Origin of the sequence: Bdellovibrio sp. HCB288, assembly GCF_047305935.1 — a bacterium.
Taxonomy (GTDB): domain Bacteria; phylum Bdellovibrionota; class Bdellovibrionia; order Bdellovibrionales; family Bdellovibrionaceae; genus Bdellovibrio.
Map to the genome: position 1 here is coordinate 2,646,089 of NZ_CP178619.1, position 17,269 is coordinate 2,663,357.

Annotated in this window: 25 protein-coding genes and 2 tRNA genes; 25 read left to right on the forward strand and 2 right to left on the reverse strand. The window is 47.1% G+C overall.

Translation table 11 applies throughout. From position 1 onward, the window contains the following. Positions 1 to 33 precede the first annotated feature (33 nt). The 4 genes from ACLVWR_RS12895 to ACLVWR_RS12910 all read left to right on the forward strand — a co-directional run bounded on the left by ACLVWR_RS12895 (position 34) and on the right by ACLVWR_RS12910 (position 8,525). Positions 34 to 720 carry a MarC family protein gene (locus ACLVWR_RS12895; protein ID WP_413581059.1) on the forward strand — a complete coding sequence of 229 codons (687 nt, stop codon included), beginning with the start codon at positions 34 to 36 and terminating at the stop codon, positions 718 to 720. 34 nt (positions 721 to 754) lie between these two features. Then, a complete protein-coding gene (locus ACLVWR_RS12900) occupies positions 755 to 2,287 on the forward strand; it encodes an amidohydrolase family protein (RefSeq protein ID WP_413581060.1) in 1,533 nt (510 codons plus the stop codon). Between the two features lie 190 nt (positions 2,288 to 2,477). Further along, positions 2,478 to 8,069: a beta strand repeat-containing protein gene (locus ACLVWR_RS12905; RefSeq protein ID WP_413581061.1), complete on the forward strand. Its 5,592-nt coding sequence runs from the start codon at positions 2,478 to 2,480 to the stop codon at positions 8,067 to 8,069. A 12-nt stretch (positions 8,070 to 8,081) separates the two neighbouring features. Continuing rightward, positions 8,082 to 8,525 carry a low affinity iron permease family protein gene (locus ACLVWR_RS12910; RefSeq protein WP_413581062.1) on the forward strand — a complete coding sequence of 148 codons (444 nt, stop codon included), beginning with the start codon at positions 8,082 to 8,084 and terminating at the stop codon, positions 8,523 to 8,525. Here ACLVWR_RS12910 and ACLVWR_RS12915 read toward each other — a convergent pair. After that, the gene (locus ACLVWR_RS12915) at positions 8,522 to 9,034 is read right to left on the reverse strand and encodes a hypothetical protein (protein ID WP_413581063.1); all 513 of its coding nucleotides are present in this window, start codon (positions 9,032 to 9,034) and stop codon (positions 8,522 to 8,524) included. The genes ACLVWR_RS12910 and ACLVWR_RS12915 overlap by 4 nt on opposite strands. 72 nt (positions 9,035 to 9,106) lie before the next feature. On the opposite strand from ACLVWR_RS12915, the gene ACLVWR_RS12920 reads away from it, so the two are divergent. The 19 genes from ACLVWR_RS12920 (at position 9,107) to ACLVWR_RS13010 (ending at position 16,101) form a co-directional block, all read left to right on the forward strand. Beyond that, positions 9,107 to 9,823: an alpha/beta fold hydrolase gene (locus tag ACLVWR_RS12920; RefSeq protein ID WP_413581064.1), complete on the forward strand. Its 717-nt coding sequence runs from the start codon at positions 9,107 to 9,109 to the stop codon at positions 9,821 to 9,823. A gap of 196 nt (positions 9,824 to 10,019) precedes the next feature. Next, positions 10,020 to 10,095, forward strand: a tRNA-Lys gene (locus tag ACLVWR_RS12925). Positions 10,096 to 10,123: 28 nt separating this feature from the next. Continuing rightward, positions 10,124 to 10,199: transfer RNA gene (locus ACLVWR_RS12930), tRNA-Glu, on the forward strand. A gap of 323 nt (positions 10,200 to 10,522) precedes the next feature. Beyond that, positions 10,523 to 10,693, forward strand: coding sequence for a hypothetical protein (locus ACLVWR_RS12935; protein ID WP_413581065.1), 171 nt, complete (start codon positions 10,523 to 10,525; stop codon positions 10,691 to 10,693). Continuing rightward, entirely contained in the window at positions 10,680 to 11,432 is a 753-nt protein-coding gene (locus ACLVWR_RS12940; RefSeq protein WP_413581066.1) for a hypothetical protein, read from the forward strand. The genes ACLVWR_RS12935 and ACLVWR_RS12940 overlap by 14 nt, the downstream gene beginning before the upstream one ends. Next, entirely contained in the window at positions 11,429 to 11,791 is a 363-nt protein-coding gene (locus tag ACLVWR_RS12945; protein WP_413581067.1) for a hypothetical protein, read from the forward strand. The genes ACLVWR_RS12940 and ACLVWR_RS12945 overlap by 4 nt, the downstream gene beginning before the upstream one ends. A gap of 22 nt (positions 11,792 to 11,813) precedes the next feature. Further along, positions 11,814 to 12,227: a hypothetical protein gene (locus tag ACLVWR_RS12950; RefSeq protein WP_413581068.1), complete on the forward strand. Its 414-nt coding sequence runs from the start codon at positions 11,814 to 11,816 to the stop codon at positions 12,225 to 12,227. A 76-nt stretch (positions 12,228 to 12,303) separates the two neighbouring features. Beyond that, positions 12,304 to 12,573: a hypothetical protein gene (locus tag ACLVWR_RS12955; protein ID WP_413581069.1), complete on the forward strand. Its 270-nt coding sequence runs from the start codon at positions 12,304 to 12,306 to the stop codon at positions 12,571 to 12,573. Continuing rightward, entirely contained in the window at positions 12,570 to 12,767 is a 198-nt protein-coding gene (locus tag ACLVWR_RS12960; RefSeq protein ID WP_413581070.1) for a hypothetical protein, read from the forward strand. The genes ACLVWR_RS12955 and ACLVWR_RS12960 overlap by 4 nt, the downstream gene beginning before the upstream one ends. A gap of 48 nt (positions 12,768 to 12,815) precedes the next feature. Continuing rightward, on the forward strand, positions 12,816 to 13,058 hold the full coding sequence (locus tag ACLVWR_RS12965; protein ID WP_413581071.1) for a hypothetical protein: 243 nt from the start codon (positions 12,816 to 12,818) through the stop codon (positions 13,056 to 13,058). A gap of 221 nt (positions 13,059 to 13,279) precedes the next feature. Beyond that, positions 13,280 to 13,498, forward strand: coding sequence for a hypothetical protein (locus ACLVWR_RS12970; protein ID WP_413581072.1), 219 nt, complete (start codon positions 13,280 to 13,282; stop codon positions 13,496 to 13,498). A 119-nt stretch (positions 13,499 to 13,617) separates the two neighbouring features. Beyond that, a complete protein-coding gene (locus tag ACLVWR_RS12975; RefSeq protein ID WP_413581073.1) occupies positions 13,618 to 13,848 on the forward strand; it encodes a hypothetical protein in 231 nt (76 codons plus the stop codon). Between the two features lie 226 nt (positions 13,849 to 14,074). Further along, positions 14,075 to 14,356 (forward strand): hypothetical protein, encoded by a 282-nt coding sequence (locus ACLVWR_RS12980; RefSeq protein WP_413581074.1) that lies wholly within the window; start codon positions 14,075 to 14,077, stop codon positions 14,354 to 14,356. After that, entirely contained in the window at positions 14,353 to 14,550 is a 198-nt protein-coding gene (locus ACLVWR_RS12985) for a hypothetical protein (protein ID WP_413581075.1), read from the forward strand. Before ACLVWR_RS12980 ends, ACLVWR_RS12985 begins: the two co-directional genes overlap by 4 nt. Then, the gene (locus tag ACLVWR_RS12990; RefSeq protein WP_413581076.1) at positions 14,543 to 14,935 is read left to right on the forward strand and encodes a hypothetical protein; all 393 of its coding nucleotides are present in this window, start codon (positions 14,543 to 14,545) and stop codon (positions 14,933 to 14,935) included. The genes ACLVWR_RS12985 and ACLVWR_RS12990 overlap by 8 nt, the downstream gene beginning before the upstream one ends. 2 nt (positions 14,936 to 14,937) lie before the next feature. Then, a complete protein-coding gene (locus ACLVWR_RS12995; RefSeq protein WP_413581077.1) occupies positions 14,938 to 15,228 on the forward strand; it encodes a hypothetical protein in 291 nt (96 codons plus the stop codon). After that, positions 15,221 to 15,463, forward strand: coding sequence for a hypothetical protein (locus ACLVWR_RS13000; protein ID WP_413581078.1), 243 nt, complete (start codon positions 15,221 to 15,223; stop codon positions 15,461 to 15,463). The genes ACLVWR_RS12995 and ACLVWR_RS13000 overlap by 8 nt, the downstream gene beginning before the upstream one ends. Continuing rightward, complete coding sequence (locus ACLVWR_RS13005) at positions 15,456 to 15,932, forward strand: hypothetical protein (protein WP_413581079.1); 477 nt, start codon at positions 15,456 to 15,458, stop codon at positions 15,930 to 15,932. The genes ACLVWR_RS13000 and ACLVWR_RS13005 overlap by 8 nt, the downstream gene beginning before the upstream one ends. After that, entirely contained in the window at positions 15,916 to 16,101 is a 186-nt protein-coding gene (locus tag ACLVWR_RS13010; RefSeq protein WP_413581080.1) for a hypothetical protein, read from the forward strand. Before ACLVWR_RS13005 ends, ACLVWR_RS13010 begins: the two co-directional genes overlap by 17 nt. Before the next feature lie 288 nt (positions 16,102 to 16,389). On the opposite strand, the gene ACLVWR_RS13015 is transcribed toward ACLVWR_RS13010, so the two are convergent. Beyond that, positions 16,390 to 16,653, reverse strand: a complete 264-nt coding sequence (locus ACLVWR_RS13015; protein WP_413581081.1) for a hypothetical protein — start codon at positions 16,651 to 16,653, stop codon at positions 16,390 to 16,392. A gap of 59 nt (positions 16,654 to 16,712) precedes the next feature. Between ACLVWR_RS13015 and ACLVWR_RS13020 the strand changes: the two genes are divergently transcribed. Both ACLVWR_RS13020 and ACLVWR_RS13025 read left to right on the forward strand, forming a co-directional pair. Continuing rightward, on the forward strand, positions 16,713 to 16,946 hold the full coding sequence (locus tag ACLVWR_RS13020; RefSeq protein ID WP_413581082.1) for a hypothetical protein: 234 nt from the start codon (positions 16,713 to 16,715) through the stop codon (positions 16,944 to 16,946). Further along, complete coding sequence (locus tag ACLVWR_RS13025) at positions 16,947 to 17,252, forward strand: hypothetical protein (RefSeq protein ID WP_413581083.1); 306 nt, start codon at positions 16,947 to 16,949, stop codon at positions 17,250 to 17,252. It abuts the gene before it with no gap. Positions 17,253 to 17,269 lie beyond the last annotated feature (17 nt).

Consider the following 17,269-nt stretch of genomic DNA (forward strand, 5'->3'; position numbering starts at 1 on the left):
GCCTAAGGCGTATATCTCGGGTAGTTTTTCTTCATGGAATCCATTTCGCTATCTTCATTTTATCATTACGTTTTCGTCTGCTTCGTTTCATTGTTCCCGCCAGTGAATCCGTTCGGTACGGCGCTGATTGTCGGACCATTTTTGAAGGGACAAACACACGCAAAAAGAATTCAGGCGGCTGGGGCTATTGCTCTTTATTGCTTGAGTATCTGTCTGGTCGTGACGATGGTCGGTGGTTTTTTCTTCAAAATTTTCGGAATTTCCATTCCCGTCGTGCAGATTGCCGGGGGAATCCTGATCGCCAGAATGGGTTTTTCCATTTTAACGGCGGTTGATCCATCAGAAGATCAGGAAAAAGTGGTTGATCAAAAAGTTTCATCCCGCGAGAAGTCACTTAAGTCGATGTTGTTCTATCCATTGGCATTTCCGACCACGACCGGTGGCGGCACGATCGCCGTCTTGATGGCCCTGAGTGCAAACAGTTACCATTCCAATCCTGGTATTTATCTGTTCAATTTGCTGGCGACGGCGGTGGCCTGTGCGATAATGGCCCTGGTTATCTTTCTTTGCTACTCACTGACTCCAACAATCCTTGATAAATTGAACTCCCAGGCACTGTCGGTGTTTAATAAACTAAGTGGATTTTTGACGTTTTGCGTGGGAATTCAAATTATGGTGGATGGCGTCTTAGGAGTTGCAAAAATTCTTATCAAACACTGATTTTAGAGCTATCGTTTTTGTTATGAAAAAACAAATGACGAAAACGATTCTACTAGGCTCTGTTTTGACTGCGACGCTTGTCGGATGTGCGGGAGGCGGAACTGCTTCTCAATCCACTTCAACTTCCACAGGTAAAAAAATCCAGGAAAGCATCATTGTTAAAGGTGTGACTATCGTTAACACCGTGAATGGTCAGCTTCAGGCCAATATGGCTTTGATGATTGATGGCGGAAAGATTTCAAAAATTATCCCAGCGGATGCGGTGGGTGAGCAGGGTAGCAAGCGAGTTATCGATGCGACCGGCAAGTACGTTGTTCCAGGATATCTTGATATGCATGCTCATGTTCTTGGTCGCCCGTTTGCCAAGGAAGTTTCTGCGGTGATGCTGGCATATGGTATCACTGGATATCGACAAATGTCCGGCACTGAAGAGCAGTTGAAGGATCGCAAGGAAAACAAGCTTCGTATGCCTGACGATTCCCCCGAGCTATTGGGGCTGGCAGGGGAGATGTTGAATCGCGCCAATGCACCAACTGCAGAAGCAGCGGTGGCCTTGGTTGAAAGAGACCGCAAAGCCGGTGCTGATTTTGTCAGTGTGGGTGATGTTGCTCCGCCCGTGTTTTTTGCTGCATTGACGGAATCAAAAAAAGTTGGTGATTATTTCGCTGGAAATATTCCAATGGGTGTTGATGCCGAAGAGGCTGCGAAACAAGGGATGCTTTCCATGGAAAGCCTGGGGCCTGTGGATACCATTTTGATCAGCTGCTCCACTAACGAGGACAGCGTTCGTAAATCTTTACTTGGTGAAACTAAAAACTCTGCCACAGCAGATTCGATTAAAATGGCAGAAGCAAATCCGTTATTGGTTCGCCTGATGGCGAATCAAAATGCCTTTTTGAAAACTCGCACCATCATTGACACCTACAGTGAATCCAAATGTAAAAAATTGACTGAAACATTGGTGTTGCAGAAATCCTGGCAGGTTCCGACATTGGCACGCAATCAGGCGATGATGTTGGCCGATAAATCTCAGTACGCGAATAATGTTGATTTGAAGTTTGTATCCCGTGATCAACGTGCTTATTGGAATGAAGTTTCAGCAAAGTTTTCGAAAACAGTTAAACCGGTCGCACGCGAAACTTTGCGGCAGTTGTCTGCAATGGACATGAAGCTGGTAAAGCTGTTTGATAAGCAGGGTGTGAAAATGCTGACCGGGACAGACCTGGGCGGAGTGTGGGTTGTGCCAGGCGCGTCTTTACATGAAGAATTTGAACAGTTGGCAAAAGCGGGAGTTTCTCCTCTAAAAGTTTTGCAAATGACCACATTGAACGGTGCCGAGTTTTTGGGTAAACGTTCGACGATGGGAACTGTGGAAGTCGGCAAGAATGCAAACCTGGTTTTGCTGGATGCAGATCCTACCGATGATGTCAGAAATATGAAAAAGATTAACGCCGTCATTCGCGATGGGAAATTTTATTCGGAGGAAATGCTGGAAGTGCTGAAGAAGAATGCCGCAGACAAATTGGCATCAGGATCAGCACCCGAAGACAGTGGCTTGGTTCACTAAGTTCCTGATTTTTAAAATAAAATTACCATTACAAATTTGAAAATGAAACAAGGTAACACCCGCCAAGTAGCGGGTGTTTGTTTATGGGCGTACGGTTTACTGCTGTAAGCAAGTAGCTCAATTTGTATCGCATGATTTGCTAATTTAGCAGCCGCCTAACACCGATAAAACTGTGAGGGAGTTTTTGAACGTGAAGGTGTTGTTGTTAACAATCATTCTAATTACATCTGCCATTGCAAAAGCAGATGAGACCTGGTCGGGCACGATCAGTAAATCACCAGGCACATACACTGGCACAGTCACCGTTGCGTCTGGCGCAAACGTCACGCTTCAGGCCGGGACGTATAATTTTGATGCATTGGCTGTGAACGGCACCCTGATCGCAGACAGCATTGTCGGCGGCAATACCGGTGTGATCACCATCAATGCAACGACTGTCACTATCACGGGATCTTTGAATGCAAACGCAACGGGGTATGCCCCAGGTGCAGGAACTGGTTACGGTAACTCCGGTGGTACTTATGGGGGGCTTGGTGGTTGGGGTACTCCAGTAAACTCTCCTAAAGTTGGATATGGCAGTGCCACAAATCCGGTTGATTTAGGATCTGGTGGGGCCAACTATTTCTCGAATATCGGTGGCACTGGCGGAGGTGCGATGACCTTGAATGTCAGTGGTACACTGACTGTCAGCGGGTCGTTGTCTTCTACTGGAAGTGCCGGGCAGGCAAATGCCGGCGGTGGTTCTGGCGGAAGCATCAATGCAATCGTCGGTACGTTGACAGGTGCAGGCACAATAAGTGTTGCTGGTGGTAATGGCAGTGGCGGCGGCGGTGGCGGCAGAGCTTATATCGCCTATGCGACTGCGAATTCATTCTCGGGAACCTATAGCGCCGCTGGCGGAACGCTTGTTGGTACAGGAACCGCAGGTACGCCAGGTTCATTTTTCCTTGTTGATTCAACAAACAACGATCTTTTCCTTCCCACAAACTGCAGTGTTCCTGCGACTGGTTTTACTTATCGCAATATTACGATCCAATCCGGTGTCACCTTAAATGTGAATGGTATGGGCAGTGCTCAGGACGCTGGAACTGGTGTTGGTGCCAGCCAGAATGGTGGCACGCATGGCGGATATGGGGGGCGAACCACCGGGGCTGTACCCGCCACTCCTTATGGGGATGTATTGGCTCCGGTCACCTTGGGATCAGGTGGTGGCAGTTACTTCAGTAATATTGGTGGTGTTGGTGGTGGTGCTGTCAATTTGACGGCAACAGGTACTTTACAAATCGACGGGAACGTCTCGGCCAATGGCACCACCGGGATGTCGGGCGCAGGTGGCGGTTCGGGTGGTAGTATATATTTGCGTTCTTCTGTACTGGCTGGGGCAGGTGCTCTGTCAGCATTGGGTGCAAACACGCCCAGTGCCGGAGCTGGTGGCGGAGGACGTATCAGTGTCTCTTATTCCACGTCGAGTACTTTTTCCGGAACCATGAACGTTGCTGGAGGCACTTCGACTCGCAATGGTAGTGTGGGCTCCGCTGTGTTGATCGATTCGGGAGCCAACAATCTTTATGTTCTGACGAATTCCAGTTTTACTTCAGGTGACTACAGCTTTAACAATGTGACGATCAATTCGGGCGCAAGCTTAATACTTGATGGAATGGGAAATAAAACTGGCGGATCGGGTGCTGGAACTTCTAGTGGCGGCGGAAGCTATGGTGGTAAAGGTGGGGGAGCCACGGGCGGTAACATATACGGAACCGTGGTGGATCCGGTCAGTTTGGGATCGGCGGGGGCTACTTATTTTTCAGGAATGGGCGGCTTTGGTGGAGGAGCGCTGAAGCTCACGTTGACTGGTACCTTGACTGTGAATGGAACTTTGTCTTCGAATGGTTTACCTGCTTGGTCTTCGGGTGATGGTGGCGGTTCAGGGGGCAGTCTTTGGATCATTGCAAACGCCTTGGCTGGAAATGGCACTATTGCAGCAAATGGCGGCAATGGAAATGGCAGTGGTGGCGGCGGCGGCGGCGGTCGTATTTATATTAAGTATGGAACAAACAGCTTTTCTGGTTCTGCAGCCGTTAACGGTGGTACTCAGGGTACTCCGGCGGCACAGGTGGGGACGCTGTTGTTTGTCAGTACAAGTGGTGCATTGGCCTGTAACTCGGCGATGAGCGTTCCAATTGATGCCAGTGAAATGCCGACACCTGCAGGTGATGTCTCTGTCACCAACGGTTGTACGCTGACGATCACTGGTGATTACAGTCCGGCTAATGTGACAGTTACCGGAGTCAGTTCTTCAGTGCCTTCAACTTTGATTTTAAAAGGCAATGTCACAGCCACTGGTGATTTGAATGTCACGAACTATGGTGTTGTGAACTTCACAACAGAAACTGTTTTATATACCGGCTACAACCTTTCAGCTGCAAACATAACTTTGGATGCAACCAGTAAGTTCATCGCGGATGGCGCGGGATATGCTTTCAATAATGGACCTGGTTATAGTGCTTCGAAATCAGGTGCAGGGCATGGTGGTTTTGGAGGTCGCAATAGTGATATGACTGCGGCGGGCACCACCTATGGTCGGGCCGTGGATCCTGTCACCGTCGGATCCGGGGGAGGAAACTATCTTGGTAGCACAGCGGGTGCCGGTGGCGGCGCTATTCGGGTGATATCCACGGGTGCCTTCGTTATTAACGGTACCATTACTGCCAAAGGCACCAACGGAACCACAGGTAATGATGGCGGTGGATCGGGTGGCAGTATATCTTTGTTTGCCGGAAGTTTTTCCGGTGCAGGTACGATCACCGCAGCCGGAGGAAATTCCGCCGGAACCACTTCAGGTGGCGGCGGTGGTGGCGGCCGGGTTTATTTGAATTTTGCTTCAGCGAATACATATTCAGGTTCATTAAGTGCAGCTGGCGGTACGGGATTTCTTTCTGGTGGCGGACTGGGAACGATTCTTGTCGTGAATGGCAGCACCAACGATTTGTTTATTCCGGTTTCATCCACTTTGGATTCCGGTGAATACAGCTTTAACAATGTCACTATTTCCAGTGGTGCGACTTTATCATTGGATGCAATCGGTTATCGCGATGGTCTTGGACCAAGTGCCGCAGTTTCTCAGGGTGGCGGTGGTCACGGGGGAACCGGAGGTCGTGCCGCAGGTTCAAATGGTATTTCTTATGACACTGCAGTGAATCCATCTGAAATGGGATCGGGTGGCTCAAGATATCTATCTGGATATGGTGGCTGGGGCGGTGGTGCCCTTAAGCTGACTGTGAGTGGTACACTGCAAGTGAATGGTAATATTTCAGCCAACGGTTCCGCTGGCTCCACAACCAATGATGGGGCGGGGGCGGGTGGATCGCTGTGGCTTGTCGTTGGCACAATTAATGGTGCCGGAAGTTTAACCGCTAATGGTGCAAACAGTGGCGGAAGTTATGCCGGTGGTGGTGGTGGGGGACGTATTTACGTCAGATACACCACGAATAACTACACCGGATCCGCAACGGCCTTAGCCGGAACCGGGGGAACTCCTGTTGCGACGGTGGGGACTGTATTGTTTGCCGGCAGTGCTGGTGGTGTCGAGTGTGTCACTCCGGGGACGATTGCGATTAACAGTGCCGAAATTGGAATGTACGGCGGAAATCTTTTGGTTTCAAATGGCTGTAAGATGACCATTGACGGGGATATCTATCCAGGCACTGTGACCGTCACGGGTTCCGGTTCACTACTAAATCAGAATGGTCACTTGTTGGTGACCGGAAATATTGACGTTACTTCTTCAGGAACAATTGTGATGGGTGGAAACACCATCATGAATACGGGTTATACGGTTTCTGCAGGATCAATCACTATTGCAGCTTCTTCTTCGATCAATGCCACAGGCAAGGGGCATGTGGTTGGGACTGCGGGTTCGGGTGCTCCTGTGAATGCTTCAAATTATGGTGCCGGTGGTGGTAATGGGGGGCGTGGTGCTGATTCCCTGGTGGCTCCGCTGGCGACGGGTGGATCTTCTTACGGAAATGTATTGCAGGCTTCCACTTGGGGTTTTGCCGGCAGTAATGGTTCCAGTGGTATTGGTGGGGCCGGTGGCGGAGCGATCACCTTCATCGTGCCAGGAACATTCACCGTGAATGGAACATTGGCAGTGAATGGTATGGCGGGCACTTTGACTCGTGGTGGTGGTGGTGCCGGAGGAAGCCTTTGGCTGACAGTCGGTACGATCACTGGAAGTGGTGCCATCACCGCAAACGGTGCGGTGGGTGCTGGTGCCAATGCCGGAGGCGGCGGTGGCGGTTACGTCTATGTTTTCTATAGCACAGCAAATACCTACACGACAGCCAATGCCACAGCGACTCGGGGAGCGACCGGAAACACGGGTGCTACGAAATCCACAGATGGTGTGGTCTTGTTCACAACATCAGGGGTGACGGGAACGAAGCTTGTGTTTATTGGTCAGCCTTCTTCGAAAGTTCGTAAAAATGCAGTGCTGCCTGCGCAGCCAATTCTGGTTTCTCAGGATGCAAGCAACAATATCGTTTCAAGTTTTACAGGGCCCGTAACGCTGACTGCTTACACTGATGCCACCTGTTCAACGGCGGCCGGAGGCTCTTTATCGCAAACTATGAATGCCGTGAATGGTGCCATTTTATTTGAGGATGTCAGTTATTCTTCAAATGGCGTCATATATATTCGTGCCGCTTCATCTGGATTAACCAGTGCCTGCTCGCAGGTGGTTTTGGTGGGTGGGGAAGTGGCCACTCAGTTGGTTTTCACAACTCAGCCTTCAGCTACAGCCACGGCGGGTGTGAATTTCACAACTCAACCGGTCATCACAGCCCAGGATGCTAATGGGATTACGGATATTTTCGCAAATCTTTCAGGGGTAAGTGCTTATGCTGATGCGACCTGCACGACTCCATTTACGGGTGGATCGCTGACGGGAAGTGGATCCAACACGGATGGTGTAACGACATTTACTGGTTTGGATTTTACCAAAGTCGGGACGATCTATCTGCTTGGCTCACAAGTTTTGGAAGGCAATACGATCACGGGATGTTCAAGTGCTATCGTCGTGTCACCGAACGTTCCAAATAGACTGGCTTTCACGACCAACGCGACAGGCACCATTCAGGCCGGCGTGACGTTTACTCCGGATGCGGTTGTCGAAGCCCAGGATGCCTATGGCAATCCGACGCCAACTTTCGCTGGTTCCATCACGATTGGCGACTTTACAAATACCAGTTGTACAACGGCAGCTTCCGGTAATTTAACCGGGGAAGGGACCTTCTCGCCAACCGCGGGTGCTTTGACGGTCGGCGGACTTAGTTACGATACGGTTATCACAAATTTGCGCATCTGTGCCAAGGCCACAGGGATGGCGTCTGATTACTTCACAGTGAATATATCCGCGGGGCCAATCGCAAAATTGGCATTTCAAGTACAGCCCGCGAACACCGGGGTTGCGGGAGTCAATTTAAGAAATGCGCAAGCCGTGGTGCAGGGAACGGACCAGTACGGAAATCAAGTGGGCTTCAACAACACACCCACTGTGAAAGTCTACACCGATGCCACTTGTTTGTCAGAGGCGCCTCAGGTTCCCGTATATGCCGGTGGTTTAACAGGCTTTGGTTCGACTCGTGTTTATACTTTTACGGCTCTTCGTTACGGACAGCCGGGAACATACTATGTGGGTGCAAGTTATGGAGCTCTTGATATGGGATGCTCTAGTGCGGTGGCGCTATTGGAAAATGTGCCGATTTTCTTCAGAGGTTATTAAAAGTAACTTCGATTGACACTATCTATGGTCAATGGCAGCCTTTTCTTCATGAATGATTTGTTTAGAAGAATAGCTAATAAAATTTCTCACTGGGTGGGCACTCCAAGCGCATTTGCACTTGCAATTCTAGGCATTGTTGTCTGGGCTGTGTGTGGTCCCTTGTTTGGCTTTTCAGATACTTGGCAGCTTGTCATCAACACCTCAACAACAATCATCACATTTTTAATGGTGTTTCTGATTCAGAATACGCAAAATCGCGACGCCCGTGCCATTCACTTGAAATTGGATGAGTTGATTCGTGCGACCCAAGGGGCCCGTAATGAAATGGTCGACCTTGAGGACATGTCAGACGAAGCGCTGGATGAGATCCACGAGGAATTCAAAGTGTCCCACGAGCAAATGACTCAAATGCTGAAAGATATCGTAAAACAAAAGGAAAAACGCGAAAAAGCCTAAGGGCGTGCTTGCTGCTGCAAAGCCCAGCGGTACAGACTGTCGGGGGAAAGCCCCGGTGTCCCATCCAGGTCCCAATAGTTCTTTGGCCAGACCTTCCTGTTGAAGATCATCGGATGAGTTGGAACATTCAATATTTTTCCAATCAGCTCCGTGCAGTAGATGGCATCACCATCCCATGAATACCAAAAATCAAATGGCAAGCCCAGGTAAGCATCTGCCTGGGCAAGAGAAATCTCCTGTGGAATCTCAATGATCACTGTGATCATGCCGTGTTGTTTCAGGCGCTCTTCGGAAATGATGGCGACGCCTTCACCGGGATAAGCATTCAACCATTGATCGCCAATTTCATCGAACTGAATTGCTGTGTGAGAAAATCTTGCACCCGGTTCGTACTCCACACGTTCGCCACGGGAGTTGACCGTTTCAAGGAAAGCAATGCGCGTGACTGCCCCGGCTTGTGAAAGCAAAAAGAACGACAGTAAAATCGATGATAAGCCCAGAGTGCGCATGAGTGATTTTTTGCTCTTTTGAAAGTGTACAGTCAAAGTGTTTCTGGCTAAAATGCGTGAGGGGAGGCCGCAGTGAATAATAGTCAAAACTTTCCCGTGGTGATGTTGCCTGGGTTCCTTTGTGATCCAAGGTTGTGGGGCGAGGTGCAAAAGGGTTTGCTTCTTCAGGGCGAGGTTCGCCTTATTGACTTTAAGCACTGTAAGTCCCTGCAGGATATGGTCGGGCAGCTTGAAAAAATGGACACTTCCAGATTTCATATCGTGGGTTTTTCTATGGGCGGTTATATCGCTCAGTTGTTTGCGACTCAGTTTCCAGAACGTGTGGTTTCGTTGACCTTGGTGGCTGTGAACGTAGGGGCCTTGAGCGAGCGTGAGCAGGCGTCGCGGTTGAAACTTGCTGGTATGCTGGCCAATGTTCAATATAAAGGAATGAATGAAAAGGAAGCCCAGCGCTTTATTCATTCGTCATCAGCGCAAAATCCCCATGTGGTGCAGACAATTGTGGAAATGAGTCGGTCCTATACGTCAGAAATGTACATCACTCAGATGCGCGCGACTTTGCACCGTCAGAATCTGTCAGGCAAGGTGGCCCAACTGTCCTTTCCAGTGCTGATTGTGGCTGGCAAGGACGATCAAGTTGTGCGATTGCCGGCTTTGCAGGCCTTGCACGAGGGCGTGCCGCGCTCGAAAATATTGATTTTGGAAAATTGTGGGCACTACGTTCCGCTGGAAAAACCAAATGAGTTGGCGAAAGCGCTGAATGAGTTTGTAAACAACCAAGAAGCTTGAAAAGTTTGCCTAAAAATTCATCTTTTTTGGCTGTGTTATTGCGAGGTTAGCTATATTCCGTGCGGGTTTGCTGAGATCTTATGCAAACCTTTGCCGCACCTCAAAAAACTTCTAAAAAAATTTAAATATCTGCAAGATTTCGTATTGACTTTGACCCCCTCTTAGAACAAATTAGCACTTCCTCAAACGGACAAGTGGTTCGCTAGCTCAGCTGGTAGAGCATTTCACTTTTAATGAAAGGGTCGATGGTTCGAATCCATCGCGAGCCACCATTTTTGTTCTTTTGATTTTTCCTAGTACGTTCCCATCGTCTAGGGGCCTAGGACACCTCCCTTTCACGGAGGATACAGGGGTTCAAATCCCCTTGGGAACGCCAAATCTTTTCAACATACAATTGAAATACGAAACTCAAGCATCATAAGTGCTTGTTTTTCCTATTGTATTTCATTGATCTTGGGTCGTTCTGACCTAAATCCTCAAATCGAATATAAGCCAAAACCAGACAAAGTTAGACAAAATAAGACATACATCGGGTCCGAATCAGGTCCGACTAAATTTAGCAATCGCGGACCATTTCTCCAGTCCGAATCGTACTCAAATAAAGTCTATCAATTATCTCATTTCAATACAATCGAGCACATATTTAGCCGCCTAAGTTTAATACTTCGGGGGCCGCATCAGCACGTCCTCGGAGGGGCAATGTCATCAACATCAGGGTTAATTAAAAAGTATCAACAGGAGCTCCAGAAGCTTCGAGCTGAGTATTTGCGGAAGTCATCGGACCCCGCGGAGAAGCAACGCCTGGAAGCCATGATCCGTAATCGTAAGGAAGTTTTAAGTCAGTTGGGGGCTCAACGTGAAATTTTTTAAGCATTTTACGGATGCCCATACGGGTCGTTCCATGATGAGTCTTTTTGATGAAATGGGCCATGCTGGTCCGAATTGCTATTGGATTCTGGTCGAACTTTGCGCCGGAAAATTGGAGAAATTGGCGGACCAAGAGTTCACCGAAGCTGACTTTAAGTTCAACTTTCATGAAAGGTTGGTTAGGGAAAGGTTCAGGCTTAGTTCAACCAAGGTTCAACTTTGGTTAGACCATGCCTCAACCTTAAATTTACTTTCTTATGAATTCGTTGGATCTGAAATTCATATCCACATGCCTAAGCTATTGGAAATATTGGATCGAGATACCAAAAGAGCGCGCAAACCGCGCGCCACTACCGCGCAACAACCGCGCCTAGATAAAGAAGAAGATAAAGATAAAGAACAAGAAGAAGATAAAGAATATATATCCGCGGAAGCGAGTAACCTCGTTCCGCTGAAGCCTGCAAATGCAGTGGTCACTATTTCTTCAAACAAAAAGGTCGAGATCAAAACCGACCTCATCAAGTCATGGGCTGAAACGTATCCGAAAGAGTTTTTAGATATGGAACTTAAGAAAGCCCGTAGTTGGATTTTAGCCAACCCACAGAAATCGCCCAAATCGGGCTGGGGCCGTTTTTTCAACGCTTGGTTTGACCGAGGTTGGGAACAGTACCGGAAAACCCTTAAATCTAATCCTAGCGCCATCAGCGTGGATGATTTGAACGACTTGTTGGGGGCATCGTGACCAAAGAAGAATACGTGCTCCACCTGAACAAGCTGATCGAATGTTTCGGGCAACAGCAATTCCCGAAACCACGCATCGCATTGATTTACGACGAAGTGCAAGACATGAGTGTCGCCTGGTGGGCGGCTTTCTGCAAACGAATGATCTTGGAATACAACCCTCGGATCAACATCGCCGAAGCCATCCGATCGGAACGCAATCACGAAAACGACGTTCAGCGGGCAAAGCGGCATATCGCGGAAAACGACGAGGCTTTAACCAGGGTGACAGAAAACGGTTTTGCCGAAGCGATGCGGAAGCTCGGCGCCAAAAGTCCAACAGAAGCATTTTTAAAACTTAGGAAAAAAGAAGGCGCTTAGCCGCTGATTTGAAAGGATGGGTATGGAAGAGAAAGAATGGTGCTATGGCACCGATGAAGAAATTCTAAATGGGGATGGCTGCGAATCTAGAGAAGAAGCAATCCTAACTTGTATCCGCGAAAATGACTGTGAAGTTGGCGACTTGGTTCATGTTGGAACTAAAGGTGAATTCAAACCGCGAGTCAGCGCATCAATGGTGATTGATCAAATCCAAGAGAATGCGTTTGAGAGATGCGGTGATTCCGCAGATGACTACCTTCATGGAGTTTCCAAGGAAGCCAAAGAGAGGTTGTCCATCGCTTTAACAAAAGTGTTCACAGAGTGGGCAAATGAAGAATATGGGGCGCCACATTTCTGGCCCATCGACAATTGCGAAAATATCGAAGTTACCCAAGACCTTTTGAATAAAGCCCTCAATGAAAAGGCGGGTGCATGATGCCACAAAAAGTTAAAAAGAAAAAAATCTATGCGATTAATTTGAATTGGATCACTGTCCCAAATAGGAGTGTTTAATGGAACCGAAGTTTACGAAGGGCTGGATCGTTGAAGAAAATTTCGGTCTTGAGGGTTTGGCTTTTCTCACTATTCGCGACGAAAAAGAGACGCTGTGTTCGACATGGCTCAATCCAGATAGAAAGTTGGCAAATCTGCTTTCAGCCGCTCCAGATCTTTATGAGGCGTTGGAACAGATGCTTAAAGATTGGGATGACCACATTCAACTTCCTGTAAAAACAGTAATGGATGCAAAGGCAGCACTTAAGAAGGCTAGGGGTGAATCATGAAAAACCCTGAATCCCTGGAATCTGAAATCAGAAGGTTGAAGTTCGCAAACACTGTTCAGCGCGACATCATCAATGCACAGCGGAAACAGATTGAACAACTGAAGCGCAATGACTTACCCGAAGACTTATCCACAAGAAAAAAAGCGTTTCAGCAGGATATCCACAATTCCAAGAAAAATTCGAAGATCGCATGATTTTCCTTGCATGCGGTTTTAGAAGGTAGGGACACAAAGGAGAAAGAAATGAAATCAAAAACATTTTCTTACGTTAAATACGATGAACAAGCCACGGCTAAGAGTGAAGAAATCAAAGGTCTTTGCGAACAACTTGAAACTAAGATTCAAGGTTTGGGCGCCGGTCGTTATCAATCTTTGGCTCTTACTCATCTAGAGATTGCTTTTGCAATGTGCGGGAAAGCTCTTCGCGATATCCAAATTCAACGCGATTCCCAAACAGAACACGTTGCTGAACGCACTAACGAGTAACCTGAACAAACTCTCTCTGGGTGCGAACCAGGGGGAGTTTATTGAGGTTATGGGCTGGCACTGAAAGAACGGACAAGGCTGACAGATGAGCGAAAAGTTTTGATTACAAGGCATGTGGTCGCGCTCGGATGCGGGTAGTGCGGCAACGGAAGAAGTCGCAATGGGTAGCGAGTGGTTCAAAATGAGGTGCTCAGCCCACCATTTTACTAACAGGAGAGGGTATGGAAAAGGAAGTAATTCTGAGTCATAGAGTAAAGTTGGCAATTCAGAATATTCTGAAGGACATCAAGAAAGATCTTAAAACAGAAATGGAAATATCTGGCCTGACTGATCTGCGCATAAATATCCATTGCTCTATTAATCAATCAATGCCGTTCATGGGTGTTAAGATTAATGCCTCTAAGCTTCAACAAGAAGAGTTTATTTATGACGACAAATGACGGTTCTTACATGCCAAAAGTTTACGCCTTCACCTTCGCATTCCTCGGATTCATTCTGGGGGCTTGTGCGGGGTTTTATACGATACTTTGGGCGAGTACTACGCCTGTGGGGTTTTGAGATGAAGAAGAAAACAAAATACTTCAGCGGTGAGGCTGGCGTTTATTATAGCGCGAAGTGGGACAACTTAAGGGTTTTGGAATACGAGGGCGCTGACATCGTTTCAGTCAAAGGCAAAAAGCTCAAATTCCTCGGTAAGCGTTACTACTATTGGAATGAAAGATTTAGAAGTCGACCGTTTAAAGGCGCTCTAACTGGTATGGAAGATTGTTTATATCTGGGGGAACTGTGAAAAAACCAACACTAGCACAGCTTAAGAAACGTCCGGCGCTATGGGTTCATAACTATTCAATGCAAGAACTTACGATTAGCTATCCAGATGGCACTGATGAGTATTGGGACTATTATGATCATTGTTGGACTAGAGGAACGCAAACAGGCCATCAAGATTTGATTTTTTTCAACAGCTATATTTTCCTCGGGTGGTTATCATGACCCTCCCCACAAAGTTGAGTGAGATGGCTGAGAAGTCAGTCACGAGATACAACCACAAAGACCCACTGGTTCAATACGAAATGCGTAAATGCGGGAAGTTAAGCTTTGAAGAAGGAGTTCGCGCAGCCCTCAACCTTTCCGAGATTCAAGCGTTGGTTAAATCTATCAAAGATTCGAATGATGTGATTTTTGGATTTACGAAAGACTGGGAAACTCGCGGTGGGCAACGCATGGGAATTATTCAGATGCAGGAGAATAAGAAAGCCCTCGCAAAATGGGACGCTTTTACAGGAAGTGGGAAGTGAGTGATACAAAAGACAAAGTTCAGAAGCTTACCAAGCTTCGACATGATCTTGCAGAAGCATATTTAGCTCTGTGTGATTTTATGAATGATGAAGGTGATCTTGGACAGAACAGATCAATCCCATTGGATAAGCAGTCTTTGAAGCTTCTGAATGAGCTTAAAATCCAATTCGCCACAGAGGTGTTAAATGACTAATAAACCAGACTTCATCAAGTTGCTCGGGTTGAAACAAAAAGACATCCAAATCCGCACAGGTCGTGGGACACCAACTGATACAAGTATGCTTACTTTTGATGAGGCCATATCCACAGACTGCGATTTAAAACGTGCAATTCTAGTTGAAGACCTCCAAGCCGCCCTCGAGGAGAGGTGTAAGGTTGTGTATTCCCCGAAAAGTCAGACAACATGGGGTCCCATGAATTATCCAAGTGACACCCATACTGCCTTCATCTTCGGCGAGACTCCGATTGTGAGGGAGGCGTGTGTTCACTCTTTGGTTATGTTTAAAGATGGAAACTTTGGCATCTGCGATAAATGTAAGAATAAATTCACAATTAAATTGGTTGAGATTGAGGAATGAGCGTGGAGAAGAAAGCAGTTTGGATAAACTTTAAGTCCCGCTATAAAGATCAGGCTACAGTAATTGAAAAACCACATGGCGATGAGCGCAATAGACTCATGCTCACTGGTAAAAAGTGGGATGAATATGTCAACGCGGAGTATGTTTCAATGCTTGAGGATGTGCTAAAAACAATCGCAGCAGGTTGCCCTACGGGACATGGCTGTGATTGTGTCTGTGGTGTCATGCATGCCCGCAAAGCTTTGAATATGTATCCGATGAATCAAGCGGAATTAGAGGCAACAAATGAGTGAGCAGAAGCCGAGAATGCCTTATTTCGCAGACAATATGGTTCATCACTATGAAGATGATACTGAGCCAAATCTGCATCCACATTTATTCACTCAGTATATTGAAAAGAGCGCATTCGACAAAGCTGTGGAGGCGTTGAAATGGATTAAGACTGATGTGTTGTTCGACCGACTGGAAGACCCAATTGTTCGTAAGATTGATGAAACCCTCAAAGACCTGGGGGAAAGCAATGGGTGAAGCAAAACGATTTAATACGATTCTCACCTCAGACAATGATCTGATGCTTATGGAAGACCCTAAGGGTTTGTATGTTCATGCAGGTGACTACGACACCCTAAAGAGAGCCCTGTTAGTCGCTGAGCGCCGCAATGGTGATACCGCTGACTTGATGGACGCTTCTCAAGAGGCCCAACATTATGACTGGCTTGATCAAAAGAATCATGAGTTACAGCAGCATATCTTTAATTTGGAATCCGACCTCACCCGCCACAAGGGGATGTTGGAGAAGTTCACCGAAGATAATATCGCCAAGATCATCATGGAATGGAAATCATTCTGGATGAATCAAACACAAAACTCAGAGGAAGACCGCAAGAACTACTTCAACAGAGCGTTCGGAGTCGATGCCAACATGAAGTATGACCTTGCGAGAAGAATAGCAGCACTCAATCAGATTTCGGGAGGGAAAGATGCAACACGCAGTTAGAACGGAAGACGAAAGCATTTGGATTCACTTCCAGGGTGAAGTTCCCAGAATCGGCGAACAAGTCGCGTTCTTTGGGAACAACAAGGAATACATTGTGACCAAAGTTATGTGGTTTATTTCCGACAATAATGAATCAGAAGCAAGAGTTTGGATTGAGGAGAAAAAGTGAAAATTATTAAACATGGAAACTTTAACGATGTCGTAAGAGAAGTCGAATGCCCAAAATGCGGGTGCACTTGTGAGGTCACTAAGCATGATTTGGAGTTTGTTTCAGATCAACGTGACGGTGATTTTTACTGGTTCACATGTCCCGACTGCAAGCATCGTAAATCCGTTAGTGCGGAGCCGTTTAAATGACCCGCCTAATCTGCTGGCTAACCGAACATAAACCCCAAGGTTTCGGCCTCATATCGAAGGGCACTTGTGTTTGTAAGAGGTGTGGGGAGGAGTATAAGGTTTAGGAAAACAACATCTGTAAAATTTGAGCAAGAAAAGCAAGTCCAGCTATGATGAGCGATACTACTGATAATTTTGCAGAAGCATCATATTGCTTATCAGCGGCAGCTTCTCGTTGGTTTGCAATTCTGCGGTTCATTTCCTGGATAGTTAGCATCGCGATTGCATCATGCTTGTAGTTTCCATAGGAAGCCTGTTGGATGCGAAACAGTTCTTTTGATAGCTCTTCGTCTGAATATTCTCGTAAATCTTTGTTGCTACTCATGTTTTTGTTATCGGAATGAAACACGTTTAGCTTTAGTTGATTTTGCCGATAAGTAGGGTATGAAATTAACAGAAGATCTTAGATTCTATATTCGCGAAATCGAGCGCTACATCAAAGCCCTTGATGGTTCAAAAGGTAAATTCAATGACCCAGAGAGAGATAAAGCGATAGATGACAAACTTGCGGTTTTTCGGGATGCCTTAAAGCAGCTTCAAGAGGCTCAGGCTGAGAATATTTACGATGAAATCGAACAAGCCATTGCGAACGCCAAGGATGTCATTAAGAATTACTAAATGACTCTCATCCAATTCCTAACCCGCGTGCGAGAAAAGATCGGGCAGACCAGCATGCCCGATACATTAAGCGAAACAGGCTTAGTCCTGCGCTCTGATCGCAGGGTTGCCTTTGGTCATGTCGATTTCTGCCTTCAAATCGCGAATCACAAGGGTACGAAGTTCTGGGCTCCGCCAAGCGAACAGTTTAAGCGGTCCTGGATTCAATTGCTTCCGATTCTTAAAAAGCATGATCCCACGTTCTTTGAGGAGTTCAAAGACGATTCGGAAGCGCGTGCGGAGTTGAAAGAGATTCTGGGCGCCTAGTGTCTACGGTGCGCATG

Excerpts from the sequence above, each read along its gene's own strand:
- ACLVWR_RS13000 (WP_413581078.1), top strand. The coding sequence starts at position 15,221 with ATGAGTGAGCAGAAGCCGAGAATGCCTTATTTCGCAGACAATATGGTT.
- ACLVWR_RS12935 (WP_413581065.1), top strand. The coding sequence starts at position 10,523 with ATGTCATCAACATCAGGGTTAATTAAAAAGTATCAACAGGAGCTCCAG.
- ACLVWR_RS12900 (WP_413581060.1), top strand. The coding sequence starts at position 755 with ATGACGAAAACGATTCTACTAGGCTCTGTTTTGACTGCGACGCTTGTC.
- ACLVWR_RS13010 (WP_413581080.1), top strand. The coding sequence starts at position 15,916 with ATGCAACACGCAGTTAGAACGGAAGACGAAAGCATTTGGATTCACTTC.
- ACLVWR_RS13005 (WP_413581079.1), top strand. The coding sequence starts at position 15,456 with ATGGGTGAAGCAAAACGATTTAATACGATTCTCACCTCAGACAATGAT.
- ACLVWR_RS12955 (WP_413581069.1), top strand. The coding sequence starts at position 12,304 with ATGGAACCGAAGTTTACGAAGGGCTGGATCGTTGAAGAAAATTTCGGT.
- ACLVWR_RS12975 (WP_413581073.1), top strand. The coding sequence starts at position 13,618 with ATGAAGAAGAAAACAAAATACTTCAGCGGTGAGGCTGGCGTTTATTAT.
- ACLVWR_RS12980 (WP_413581074.1), top strand. The coding sequence starts at position 14,075 with ATGGCTGAGAAGTCAGTCACGAGATACAACCACAAAGACCCACTGGTT.
- ACLVWR_RS13015 (WP_413581081.1), bottom strand. The coding sequence starts at position 16,653 with ATGAGTAGCAACAAAGATTTACGAGAATATTCAGACGAAGAGCTATCA.
- ACLVWR_RS13025 (WP_413581083.1), top strand. The coding sequence starts at position 16,947 with ATGACTCTCATCCAATTCCTAACCCGCGTGCGAGAAAAGATCGGGCAG.
- ACLVWR_RS13020 (WP_413581082.1), top strand. The coding sequence starts at position 16,713 with ATGAAATTAACAGAAGATCTTAGATTCTATATTCGCGAAATCGAGCGC.
- ACLVWR_RS12895 (WP_413581059.1), top strand. The coding sequence starts at position 34 with ATGGAATCCATTTCGCTATCTTCATTTTATCATTACGTTTTCGTCTGC.
- ACLVWR_RS12960 (WP_413581070.1), top strand. The coding sequence starts at position 12,570 with ATGAAAAACCCTGAATCCCTGGAATCTGAAATCAGAAGGTTGAAGTTC.
- ACLVWR_RS12965 (WP_413581071.1), top strand. The coding sequence starts at position 12,816 with ATGAAATCAAAAACATTTTCTTACGTTAAATACGATGAACAAGCCACG.
- ACLVWR_RS12915 (WP_413581063.1), bottom strand. The coding sequence starts at position 9,034 with ATGCGCACTCTGGGCTTATCATCGATTTTACTGTCGTTCTTTTTGCTT.
- ACLVWR_RS12950 (WP_413581068.1), top strand. The coding sequence starts at position 11,814 with ATGGAAGAGAAAGAATGGTGCTATGGCACCGATGAAGAAATTCTAAAT.
- ACLVWR_RS12990 (WP_413581076.1), top strand. The coding sequence starts at position 14,543 with ATGACTAATAAACCAGACTTCATCAAGTTGCTCGGGTTGAAACAAAAA.
- ACLVWR_RS12970 (WP_413581072.1), top strand. The coding sequence starts at position 13,280 with ATGGAAAAGGAAGTAATTCTGAGTCATAGAGTAAAGTTGGCAATTCAG.